Source organism: Mycobacterium interjectum (genome assembly GCF_900078675.2).
GTDB classification, from domain to species: Bacteria; Actinomycetota; Actinomycetes; order Mycobacteriales; family Mycobacteriaceae; genus Mycobacterium; species Mycobacterium interjectum.
Genome location: NZ_LT546237.1, coordinates 479,802 through 490,767 on the forward strand (window position 1 = coordinate 479,802; position 10,966 = coordinate 490,767).

The 10,966-nt window shown below is 68.5% G+C and carries 11 protein-coding genes and 1 pseudogene; 9 read left to right on the forward strand and 3 right to left on the reverse strand.

What is annotated here, in order from left to right; genetic code table 11:
- Positions 1-275: class I SAM-dependent methyltransferase (locus BN4348_RS36895; protein WP_407937895.1), on the reverse strand; the 275-nt coding region annotated here is incomplete at its 3' end.
- Positions 276-430: 155 nt separating this feature from the next.
- Here BN4348_RS36895 and fmt point away from each other — a divergent pair.
- The 4 genes and pseudogenes from fmt (at position 431) to ribD (ending at position 3,377) form a co-directional block, all read left to right on the forward strand.
- The gene (fmt, locus tag BN4348_RS36900) at positions 431-1,360 is read left to right on the forward strand and encodes a methionyl-tRNA formyltransferase (protein WP_066910511.1); all 930 of its coding nucleotides are present in this window, start codon (positions 431-433) and stop codon (positions 1,358-1,360) included.
- A pseudogene (locus tag BN4348_RS36905) lies at positions 1,357-1,506 on the forward strand (rRNA cytosine-C5-methyltransferase); the annotation flags it as partial. The gene fmt and the pseudogene BN4348_RS36905, both read left to right, overlap by 4 nt.
- Before the next feature lie 156 nt (positions 1,507-1,662).
- On the forward strand, positions 1,663-2,352 hold the full coding sequence (gene rpe / locus BN4348_RS36910) for a ribulose-phosphate 3-epimerase (RefSeq protein ID WP_066910515.1): 690 nt from the start codon (positions 1,663-1,665) through the stop codon (positions 2,350-2,352).
- Positions 2,349-3,377, forward strand: a complete 1,029-nt coding sequence (gene ribD / locus BN4348_RS36915) for a bifunctional diaminohydroxyphosphoribosylaminopyrimidine deaminase/5-amino-6-(5-phosphoribosylamino)uracil reductase RibD (RefSeq protein WP_066910518.1) — start codon at positions 2,349-2,351, stop codon at positions 3,375-3,377. Before rpe ends, ribD begins: the two co-directional genes overlap by 4 nt.
- 7 nt (positions 3,378-3,384) lie before the next feature.
- Here the strand turns inward: ribD and BN4348_RS36920 are convergent, their stop codons facing one another.
- Both BN4348_RS36920 and BN4348_RS36925 read right to left on the reverse strand, forming a co-directional pair.
- Positions 3,385-5,070: an MFS transporter gene (locus BN4348_RS36920; protein WP_066910521.1), complete on the reverse strand. Its 1,686-nt coding sequence runs from the start codon at positions 5,068-5,070 to the stop codon at positions 3,385-3,387.
- Positions 5,067-5,792, reverse strand: coding sequence for an LppX_LprAFG lipoprotein (locus BN4348_RS36925; protein WP_096866119.1), 726 nt, complete (start codon positions 5,790-5,792; stop codon positions 5,067-5,069). Before BN4348_RS36925 ends, BN4348_RS36920 begins: the two co-directional genes overlap by 4 nt.
- Positions 5,793-5,867: 75 nt before the next feature.
- On the opposite strand from BN4348_RS36925, the gene BN4348_RS36930 reads away from it, so the two are divergent.
- From BN4348_RS36930 to BN4348_RS36950, 5 genes are all read left to right on the forward strand, one after another.
- Positions 5,868-6,467 carry a riboflavin synthase gene (locus tag BN4348_RS36930; protein WP_066910527.1) on the forward strand — a complete coding sequence of 200 codons (600 nt, stop codon included), beginning with the start codon at positions 5,868-5,870 and terminating at the stop codon, positions 6,465-6,467.
- A 225-nt stretch (positions 6,468-6,692) separates the two neighbouring features.
- Entirely contained in the window at positions 6,693-7,970 is a 1,278-nt protein-coding gene (locus BN4348_RS36935) for a bifunctional 3,4-dihydroxy-2-butanone-4-phosphate synthase/GTP cyclohydrolase II (protein ID WP_066910529.1), read from the forward strand.
- Positions 7,967-8,446 (forward strand): 6,7-dimethyl-8-ribityllumazine synthase, encoded by a 480-nt coding sequence (gene ribH / locus BN4348_RS36940; RefSeq protein WP_066910533.1) that lies wholly within the window; start codon positions 7,967-7,969, stop codon positions 8,444-8,446. Before BN4348_RS36935 ends, ribH begins: the two co-directional genes overlap by 4 nt.
- Positions 8,443-8,910: a PH domain-containing protein gene (locus BN4348_RS36945; RefSeq protein ID WP_066910536.1), complete on the forward strand. Its 468-nt coding sequence runs from the start codon at positions 8,443-8,445 to the stop codon at positions 8,908-8,910. Before ribH ends, BN4348_RS36945 begins: the two co-directional genes overlap by 4 nt.
- Before the next feature lie 357 nt (positions 8,911-9,267).
- The gene (locus tag BN4348_RS36950) at positions 9,268-10,776 is read left to right on the forward strand and encodes a DUF4189 domain-containing protein (protein ID WP_160040334.1); all 1,509 of its coding nucleotides are present in this window, start codon (positions 9,268-9,270) and stop codon (positions 10,774-10,776) included.
- Positions 10,777-10,966 lie beyond the last annotated feature (190 nt).

A 10,966-nucleotide genomic window follows, 5' to 3' on the forward strand; every position in this document is an offset into this window, starting at 1 on the left:
GCCCGCGCCGGGGACCGCCGCAGCAACTCGGGGGTGAGGTCGGTGGAGACGACATCGGCGCCGGCCTTTGCGGCGGGCAGCGAGATGTTGCCGGACCCGGCGGCGACGTCGAGCACCCGGACGCCCGGCCCGATGCCCGTCGCGGCCACCAGGACCGGACCCAGCGGGGCCATCACCTCCTCGGCCATCAGGGCGTAGTCGCCCAGCGCCCACAGCGCGCGATGCGTGGCCGCGACGTCGTCGGGGATCGTGGTTTCCGCAGTGTCGAGAGTCATCGGATCTCCTCAGCTAGGAAAATGGGCTGGCTGCTCGACCTCGTCGTCGTGACCATCACCTCATGAAATAGTTGCGCTTAGAAATAGTATACAGTCGCAACTGTGTGAATCCTGGGCGTGTCCTGCGCAGATCCGGTGCTCCCTAGACTTGTGCAGTGCGCCTCGTCTTCGCCGGAACCCCCGAACCCGCGCTGCCCGCGCTGCGCCGCCTCATCGAGTCGCCGAGGCACGACGTGCTCGCCGTACTGACCCGGCCCGACGCCGCCTCGGGCCGGCGCGGCAAACCCGAGCCGTCTCCGGTGGCGCGCGAGGCGCTCGACCGCGGCATCCCGGTGCTGCGGCCGGCGCGCCCCAATTCGCCGGAGTTCGTGGCCGAACTGGCCGAGCTGGCGCCCGACTGCTGCCCGGTCGTGGCCTACGGCGCGCTGCTGCGCGAAGACCTGCTCGCCGTGCCCCCGCACGGCTGGATCAACCTGCACTTCTCGCTGCTGCCCGCGTGGCGCGGCGCGGCGCCGGTGCAGGCCGCGATCGCCGCGGGGGACGCCATCACCGGCGCGACCACGTTCCAAATCGAGCCGAGCCTGGACTCCGGACCGGTGTACGGGGTGGTCACCGAGGCGATCAGGCCGACCGACACCGCGGGCGATCTGCTTGCGCGACTGGCGGATTCGGGCGCGGCGCTGCTGTCGGCGACGCTCGACGGCATCGCCGACGGGACCCTGACACCACGGCCGCAGCCGGTCGAGGGCGTCAGCGTGGCGCCGAAGGTCACCGTCGAACAGGCCCGGGTCCGCTGGGACCTGCCCGCGCCGGTGGTGGAGCGCCGGATCCGCGCCGTCACGCCCAATCCGGGCGCCTGGACGCTCATCGGTGACCTGCGGATCAAGCTGGGTCCGGTGCACATCGACGGCGAGCCAGAACCCTTGCCGCCCGGCGTCATTCACGCGGACCGCAAGAGCGTCTGGATCGGCACCGGCTCGGAACCGGTGCGGCTGGGCCAGATCCAGCCGCCCGGAAAGAAATTCATGAACGCCGTCGACTGGGCGCGCGGCGCCAGGCTCGACGCCGCCGCGCGGGCCTCATGAGCCCTAAACCGCAGCGGCGGCGCCGGCCGCTGGACCCTGCGCGCGCGGCCGCGTTCGAGGTGCTGCGCGCCGTCAGCGAGCGCGACGCGTACGCGAACCTGGCCCTGCCCGCGCTGCTGCGCCAACGCGGAATCGGCGGCCGCGACNCACCCGGCCGCTGTTCGAGCCCGTCGACGAGGGCCTGGGCAAGGGGCCCTACTCGCAGCTGTGGCCGCACCGGCACGGCACCGATGCGATGTTCGCCGCCGCGCTGCGCCGCGCCTGACGTGAGGTTGGCCCCCGCGCTCAGTAGTGTGGCGCACATGCCCGGCAACACCGGTAGACCGCTGATCGCGCCGTCGATCCTCGCCGCCGATTTCGCCCGCCTCGCCGACGAAGCGGCCGCCGTGCCGGGTGCCGACTGGTTGCACGTCGACGTGATGGACAACCACTTCGTGCCGAACCTGACCATCGGCCTGCCGGTGGTGGAGGCGCTGCTGGCCGCCACCACCATTCCGATGGATTGCCATCTGATGATCGAGGACCCGGATCGCTGGGCGCCGCCGTACGCCGAGGCGGGCGCCTACAACGTCACCTTCCACGCCGAGGCCACCGACAATCCCGTCGGCGTGGCCCGCGACATCCGCGCCGCCGGCGCCAAGGCCGGGATCAGCGTCAAACCGGGGACCCCGCTGGAGCCCTACCTGGACATCCTCCCGCACTTCGACACGCTGCTCATCATGTCGGTCGAGCCCGGCTTCGGTGGCCAGAGCTTCATTCCGGACGTGCTCGGCAAGGTCCGCACCGCGCGCAAGATGATCGACGCGGGCGAGCTGACGATCCTGGTCGAAATCGACGGCGGCATCAACGAGGACACCATCGAGCAGTCCGCCGAGGCCGGCGTGGACTGCTTTGTCGCCGGGTCGGCCGTGTACGGGGCGCAGGATCCGGAGGCCGCGGTCGAGGCGTTGCGGCGACAGGCCGCCGCCGCGTCGCCGCATCTGCGCGCATGAACCAGCCCCAGTCGGTCGACAGCCTCGACGCGGCCATGCGCCTGGCGATCGAGCACTCCTACCAGGTCAAGGGCGCCACATACCCGAACCCGCCGGTCGGCGCCGTCATCGTGGACCCGCAGGGCCGCGTGGTCGGCGTCGGCGCCACCGAGCCCGCGGGCGGCGAGCACGCCGAGGTCTTGGCCCTGCGCCGGGCCGGCGGTCTGGCCGCCGGTGGGATCGCGTTCGTCACGCTCGAGCCGTGCAATCACTACGGCAAGACCCCGCCGTGCGTGAACGCCCTGATCGAGGCCAGGGTCAGCATGGTCGTCTACGCCGTCGACGACCCGAACGCGATCGCGGGTGGCGGAGCGGGCCGGCTGCAGGCCGCGGGCGTGCAAGTGCGGTCCGGGGTGCTGGCCGATCAGGTTGCAGCCGGTCCTTTGCGCGAGTGGCTGCACAAGGTGCGGACCGGGCTGCCCCATGTGACATGGAAGTACGCCAGCAGCGTCGACGGCCGCAGCGCCGCCGCCGATGGCAGCAGCCGGTGGATCTCCAGCGAGGCCTCGCGATTGGATTTGCATCGCCGCCGCGCCATCGCCGACGCGATCGTGGTCGGCACCGGCACCGTGCTGGCCGACGACCCGACGCTGACCGCGAGGCGCGCCGACGGCTCGCTGGCGGACCGCCAACCGCTGCGGGTGGTGGTGGGGATGCGCGAAATACCGCCGGAGGCAAAGGTTCTCAACGACGACTCACGCACCATGGTGATTCGCACGCACGACCCCATGGAGGTGATCAAGGCGCTGACGGACCGCACCGACGTGCTGCTGGAGGGTGGCCCCACCCTCGCCGGCGCCTTCCTGCGGGCCGGGGCGGTCAACCGCATCCTGGCCTACGTCGCGCCCATGCTGCTCGGCGGACCCATCACGGCGGTCGACGACGTCGGGGTGCCCACTATCGCGCGGGCGCTGCGCTGGCAGTACGACGGCATCGACCGGGCCGGCCCCGATCTGGTGCTCAGCCTGGTGCCGCACGGCGGCTGATCAGCGCTCAGGGCGCCGGAACACTGACCGGCTCTTCCTCGGCGACTTCGGGTTCCTCGGCGTGCTCCTTGCGGCCGCTGATCAGCAGCCCCAGCAGCGCTCCCACCACGCAGACCCCCGCGGTGATGGTGAAGATCTCGCCGTACATCGCCGCGAACGACGGGAGGACGTTTTGCGCCTGGGCGACCGCGCGATCCGGCTTGCTCATGTTGGCCGGCAGCGCACCGTTCTTCTCGTTGAGGATCTGGTAGAAGCGGTACAGCCCCCAGGCGCTGAGCGCGGCCACGCCGATCAGCATGCCGGTCATCCGGGACACCACGACCGCGGCCGAGGCGATGCCGTGCTCGGCGGCGGGGACCACCCGCAGCGCCGCCGACGTCAGAGGCCCGATCACCAGTCCGAGCCCGAATCCGGCGATCAGCAGATCGTTGTTGACCGCGACCCCACCGATCAGCAGGTCGTTGTTCATCGCGGGCACCGAGAACAACCCGAAGAAGCTGTGCCGATAGTGCGGTAGGTCCACCGGCCAGTGCGAGATCAGCAGGTAGCCGCCGGCCGCGATGAGCAGCCCGACCAACGCGACCGCGCGGTCGCCGACCCGGGTGGCGATGAAGCCCCCCAGCAACGCCCCGATCGGCAGCGCGATCAGGAACGACGTGAGCATCGCGGCCGCTTTGGTCTGGTTCAAGCCGAGCACGCCCTGACCGAACAGCTCCACGTCCACCAGCGTCACCATCAATGCGGCGCCGGCGGCGAAGGACGCGCCCATCGCGGCCAGGAAGGGCCGGAACTGCACTCCCGCCGGGTCGATCAGCCGGGTTCGGGCGAAGCGTTCCCACAGCAGGAATACGACTGCGAACACGGCCGCCGCGATCACCAGGGGCAATCCGTAGCTGGGCAGCGCCTCTTGACCGTTGGGGTTGGGGTTGTACAGGCCCATGACCGCGAGACCGAGGGTGATGGCGAGCAGGACGCCGCCGACCACGTCGATCTTCTCCGGCGCCTCGCTGCGGTCGTGCGACGGCAGGCTGATCTGGATGAGGACCATGGCGACCAGGGTCAGCGGGACGTTGATCCAAAACACGTCACGCCAGTCGCGGAACAACCAGACGATGAGGATCCCGTACAGCGGGCCGAGCACGCTGCCCAGCTCCTGGGCGGCGCCGATGCCGCCGAGCACGGCCGCGCGGTTGCGTTGCGCCCAGAGATCGGCGCCCAAAGCCAGGGTGACCGGCAGCAGCGCGCCGCTGGCGACGCCCTGGATGGTGCGGCCGGCGATCAGCACGTGCAGCGTCTGCACGTGGAAGTTCTGGATCGGGTAGCCGAGGATCACCAGGTCCCGCAGCGGGTGCCCGAAGATCTCCACGCTCATGCTGGACACGTCGAAGTTGCCGACCGCCACCGAGAGCGCGGTGACCACCGAGCCGATCATGAAGGTGGCCAGGCTGACTTGCAGCAGCCGCTTGCGGCCGAACCGGTCGGAGGCCTTGCCCAACAGTGGCATGGCCGCGATGTAGCCCAGCAGGTACATCGTGACGATCGGGGTGATCCGCTGCAGCTGGTTAATCGGGATGCCGACGTCGTGCATGATGTCGCGCATGATCGTGACCACGACGTAGGCGTCGAGGGCGCCCAGCAGCACCGCCAGGCTGCCGGCGCCGATCGCGACGCGTCGCCCCGCGAGCCTGCTCATGAGCCCGCCGCGGGCTTGTCGATCTGCACCGGCTTGTTCCAGTTCGACAACGTCATCTGCACGTTGTTGCCCTGGCTGTATTGCAGGCTGATCTGGGCCAGCTGGTGGTCGCCGGTCTCCACGATCCAGACCGTGGCCGGCACCGGCTTGGTGGCCTTGAAGGGGGACACGATCTTGTTCACCGCGTCCGCCGAGACGTTCCCGCTGACGCGGACGGTGGTTTGACCGCTGACCTGGTCGCGCCCCTCGGCCTTGGCGTCGGTGAAGTTCGCCAGCACGTTGGGCAGGCCGGTGTCCTGGCTCAGGATCGCCGAGGGGTCATAGACCTGGGAGGCCGGACCGACATCGGTCATCGTCTTGTCGCCCGGGTTGAGGGCGTTGGTGTACAGGTCGCCGCCCACGACGACAAAGTCCGCGCTGATGTCTTGCCCGAGATAGCTGATCTGGGCGTTACCCTGCGCCGCGACGCTCGGCGAGGTGGTGAGGTCGCCGGTCAGGTTCCGCACGGGCAGCCCGGGGATCTTTCCGCCCACCGTCAGCACCAGATGCGCGCTCTTGAGGTTCTTGGTGGCGTCCGTGGACTGCTTCACCAGCGTCGTGCCGTCGGGCAGTGGGCCGCCGCTTTTCGACGAGCTGAACGAACAGCCCGCAACCAGCGCGGCGGCGAGGCTCAAGAATGCAAGGACGGCCGTAAGACGGCGGGGGGTTTGCATACCCTGCATCGTAGAGGGTGCGCGTGACGGGCTTTCCGAACGCGGGTGCCGCTTCGCCGCGCATCGGCCCATTAACCTGGTGCAATGTTCACCGGAATTGTGGAGGAGCTCGGCGAGATCACCGGCCGGGACGTGTTGGCCGACGCCGCGCGGCTGACCATCCGCGGGCCCGTGGTGACCGCCGACGCCGGCCATGGCGATTCGATCGCCGTCAACGGCGTGTGCCTGACGGTCGCCGAGCTGAAACCGGACGGCCAGTTCACCGCCGACGTGATGGGCGAGACCCTGAACCGGTCCAACCTGGGCGAGTTGCGGGTCGGCAGCCGGGTGAACCTCGAGCGCGCCGCCGCCGTCAACAGCCGGCTCGGCGGCCACATCGTGCAGGGGCACGTGGACGGCACCGGTCAGGTGGTGGAGCGCACACCCTCCGAACACTGGGAGGTGGTGCGGATCGAGGTACCCGCGGCCGTCGCCCGCTACGTCGTCGAAAAGGGATCGATCACCGTCGACGGGATTTCGTTGACGGTCTCCGGCCTTGGTTCCGAGCCCCGGGACTGGTTCGAGGTTTCGCTGATCCCGACGACGCGCGAATTGACCACCCTCGGCCGTGCCCCGGTCGGGACGCAGGTGAACCTCGAGGCCGACGTCATCGCCAAATACGTGGAGAGGCTGATGATGCGTTAGGCGTCGCCTACCAGGCTCTATACCACCGCGCTGCACGCCGAAATCGACGCTACCGTGCTGGCTACTCGAACGATGTCGCGCTCGCGTCGATCTCGACCCACGGGGAGGGGAGGGGTCGCATCCCACCCCGGAAAGCCGCGGCAATATCCGCGCCGCCGCGGTGGTTCATACTGAATGCAACACTTGGGCTTCTCCGGTGGGCCCCTACGAGAGCAGGCAGCAGCGATGACGAGGTTGGACTCCGTCGAGAGGGCGGTTGCCGACATTGCGGCGGGCAAGGCCGTCATCGTCATCGACGACGAGGATCGCGAGAACGAGGGCGACCTCATCTTCGCCGCCGAAAAGGCGACGCCGGAGCTGGTGGCCTTCATGGTCCGCTACACCTCGGGGTACCTGTGCGTCCCCCTGGATGGCGCGGTCTGCGACCGGCTGGGGCTGCTGCCGATGTACGCGGTGAACCAGGACAAGCACGGGACCGCCTACACCGTCACCGTCGATGCGAAAAACGGTGTCGGCACTGGCATTTCGGCTTCCGATCGCGCCACGACGATGCGGCTGCTGGCCGACCCGACCAGCATCGCCGAGGACTTCACCCGCCCCGGTCACGTGGTTCCGTTGCGCGCCAAGGACGGTGGCGTGCTGCGCCGGCCGGGCCACACCGAGGCCGCCGTCGACCTGGCCCGGATGGCGGGCCTGCAACCCGCGGGCGCGATCTGTGAGATCGTCAGCCAGAAGGACGAGGGCTCGATGGCCCAGACCGACGAGTTGCGGGTGTTCGCCGACGAGCACGACCTCGCCCTGATCACCATCGCCGACCTGATCGAATGGCGGCGCAAGCACGAGAAGCACATCGAGCGGATCGCCGAGGCGCGGATACCGACCCGGCATGGCGAGTTTCGTGCCATCGGCTACGCCAGCATCTATGAGGACGTCGAACACGTGGCGCTGGTACGCGGCGAGATCGCCGGGCCGAACGCCGACGGCGACGACGTTCTGGTGCGCGTGCACTCCGAATGCCTGACCGGCGACGTGTTCGGTTCGCGTCGCTGCGACTGCGGGCCGCAACTGGACGCCGCGATGGCGATGGTCGCTCGCGAAGGGCGCGGCGTGGTGCTGTACATGCGCGGCCACGAGGGCCGCGGCATCGGCCTGATGCACAAACTGCAGGCCTACCAGCTGCAGGACGCCGGAGCCGACACCGTGGACGCCAACCTGAAGCTCGGACTGCCCGCCGACGCACGGGATTACGGCATCGGCGCGCAGATTCTCGTCGACCTCGGGGTGCGGTCGATGCGGTTGCTGACCAACAACCCCGCCAAGCGGGTCGGGCTGGATGGCTACGGCCTGCACATCATCGAGCGGGTGCCACTTCCGGTGCGCGCCAACGCGGAGAACATCCGCTACCTGATGACCAAGCGCGACAAGATGGGTCACGACCTGGTGGGGCTGGACGACTTTCACGAATCGGTCCATCTGCCGGGAGAGTTCGGCGGTGCTCTGTGAGCGGTAGCGGGGAGCCGGAGCTGCCCGCGCTGGACGCGTCCGGCCTGCGACTCGGCATCGTCGCGAGCACCTGGCACGGCCAGATCTGTGACGCGCTGCTGGCGGGGGCCCGCAAAGTCGCCGCCGAATCGGGCATCGAGGACCCGACGGTGGTGCGCGTGCTCGGGGCGATCGAGATTCCGGTGGTGGCCCAGCAGCTCGCCACCAACCACGACGCCGTGATCGCCCTGGGCGTCGTGATCCGCGGTGAGACGCCGCATTTCGAGTACGTTTGCGATTCGGTGACCCAGGGGCTGACCCGGGTCGCCCTGGACGCGTCGACGCCCGTCGCCAACGGGGTGCTGACCACCAACACCGAGGAGCAGGCGGTCGCCCGGGCCGGGCTTCCGACGTCGGCCGAGGACAAAGGCGCCCAGGCCGCCGGTGCGGCGCTGACCGCCGCCCTGACCCTGCGTGACCTGCGCGCTCGGTCGTGAGTGCGCCGAACCCCGAGGTCTGGGATGTCGAGCTGCGTCCCCACCGAACGCCGGTATTCGTTTATGCCGCAGCGTTTCTGATTGCCGCGGCGCACATCGTGGTGGGCCTGCTGCTCAAGATCAGTTCCAGCGGGGTCATCTTTCACACCTCCGATCAGGTGGCGATAGCCGCGCTCGGCCTGCTGATCGCCGGGGGTGTGTTGTTGTTCGCGCGGCCCCGGCTGCGGGCGGGGCCGGCCGGGCTGGCGGTGCGAAACCTCTTCGGATACAGGCTGATTCCGTGGACCGACGTGGTGGATGTGTCGTTTCCCGCCGGCAAACGGTGGGCGCGCGTCGACCTGCCCGACGACGAGTACGTTCCCCTGATGGCGATCCAGGCCGCCGACCGGGAGCGCGCCGTCGACGCCATGGACACCGTGCGGTCACTGCTGGCGCGATACCGGCCCGAGCCGCGCAACGGCTGAGCCGAGCGCTCGCCCGGTTGGGAATCGCGCTGCGGACGAGGCTCACGGCGCCGCGGAGCGGCTGGCGGCGTGGGGGAGTTCCCATAGCCACAATCAGCCCTGGCGACGCTCGTTTCGTGGGCGGAAACCAGTGCCGGTGCGCCAGCGTGGCAGTAGACTTCGACGGCGGTCATGCGGTTGTGGCGGTCGTACCCAATCATTCGCTGGGAGTGGTTCTCTTGTGGTGGAATCGATGATCGGCTTTTTTGACCCGGCGTCCCCCACGACAGGCAGGCGCGCGCAAAAGCCCGGTTCACCACGTGGTCTCGCAGGCCTGCAATGACCGCGCAGAGGATTCAGCGTGACAGGCTGGGTGAGTTGACCAAGATCGGCCAGGGCGGCCAGGGCGTGGTCTATCGGGCACCCAACGTGAAGACCAAATTCGCGGCCGCGATGGTCTACAAGGAATACAAGACCCAAACCCTGACCCACATCGATTTCACGGCTCTGGCCGCCATGCCCGCCCTGGTCGAAGACACCCTGACCTATGCCCAGGCCGAACGCCTGATCTCCGTCGCGGCCTGGCCGTGCGCCCTCGTCGAAGATCAAGGCGCACCAACCGGATTCGTCATGCCCGCGATCCCCGACGAGTTCTTCATCGCCCTGGCCACCGTCAAAGGCACCTCGGATACGGCCGCAGAATTTCAACACCTCCTCAACCACCCCTCGGTGCTGGCGGCCCGCGGCATCGAGATCGACGACGCACAACGCTATACGTTGCTCCGCGAGGTCGCCTCCGGGCTGGCGTTTCTGCACAAACACGGCGTCTGCGTCGGCGACATCTCGCCGAAGAACCTGTTGTTCTCCCTGACCCCGCACGAGGCGGTCTATTTCATCGACTGCGACGGCATGCGCATCAACGGCGTCTCAGCACTTCCGCAGGTGGAAACCCCCGGATGGGACGTACCTGTCGGCGAGGAGTTGGCGACGGTCCACACCGACACCTATAAGCTCGGTCTGCTCGCACTCAGGCTGCTGGCCGGTGACCACGACACCAAGAATCCCCAACATCTCCCCCCGGCGACACCGGCCTTGCTGCGGCAAATCATCACCGACACGTTGAGGAACCAACCGGAAACACGCCCGCTACCCGAAGCCTGGACCTACGTCTTAGGCCACGCGATCGAGCACTCGCAGCACGAAAAGCTCGGCGCGGCAACCGCTGCCACGCCCATCAGCACACCGCTGGATCCACCACAGATACCGGTTGTGCATTCCAGACCGACCGCCAAAACCTCGTCCTCGCCACCGGCGTTGATCAGCAACGCGGCGCCGCCGACCAGCCCGCCGCCGCCATGGACAAACGCAGCGTCCCCCGCGAGGAAAGCGCGATGGCCCGCCATCCTCCTCATCGCCGCGGTCGCAGTATTCGCAGTGATGGTGTTGATAGCCAAACTTGCCCACAAGCACACCAACAATTCGGGAGCGATCGGGCCGACAAACACATCGACTTATCCCAGTAGCGCCGCAGCGTCGCCATCCACATACACGCCGCCACCGGCGGCGGCCCCGGAACCGCCCCCGGTCACCACCACCGCTTCGCCCCCCGATATGTACGTCGTTATCGTCGCCTCGAGTACCAGAGGTTGGTATGGGGCGAACAACTACAGCAGTTTCGACGACGCCAAGGACTCGGCAATGTCTCGGTGCCGAGCGAGAGAACCCGACTGCACGCTGGTTGCCTCGTCCGTTAACGGCTGTGTCGCACTTGCGTGGCAACGCGGCATCGGCTACGGAGCATCTGGGTCCAACCGAAAAGAAGCGGAGCAGAATGCCTTAGGCCGCGCCAGTGGGGGAGAGATCTTGACGTCGCTCTGCACAGGCTGATTGGCGTACGCGTCGATACCATTGGTCGTTGGACCGGCCCGGAACAAGGTTCCTCCGTGAAACCTCTCGATCGTCTCCGTCATCCGGTGGGCGTTACTGGTGCTGTCGCAGTGCACCACCAACCCGGGCGCGGCCATCGCAATCCGCCACTGCGGCGGGGGTGGCGGTGGCCTGTCTCTTTTACACCTCT

Bases quoted from the DNA above. Each gene is read 5' to 3' on its own strand.
- rpe (WP_066910515.1), top strand. From the start codon at position 1,663: ATGCCCGGCAACACCGGTAGACCGCTGATCGCGCCGTCGATCCTCGCC.
- ribD (WP_066910518.1), top strand. From the start codon at position 2,349: ATGAACCAGCCCCAGTCGGTCGACAGCCTCGACGCGGCCATGCGCCTG.
- BN4348_RS36920 (WP_066910521.1), bottom strand. From the start codon at position 5,070: ATGAGCAGGCTCGCGGGGCGACGCGTCGCGATCGGCGCCGGCAGCCTG.
- BN4348_RS36925 (WP_096866119.1), bottom strand. From the start codon at position 5,792: ATGCAGGGTATGCAAACCCCCCGCCGTCTTACGGCCGTCCTTGCATTC.
- BN4348_RS36930 (WP_066910527.1), top strand. From the start codon at position 5,868: ATGTTCACCGGAATTGTGGAGGAGCTCGGCGAGATCACCGGCCGGGAC.
- BN4348_RS36935 (WP_066910529.1), top strand. From the start codon at position 6,693: ATGACGAGGTTGGACTCCGTCGAGAGGGCGGTTGCCGACATTGCGGCG.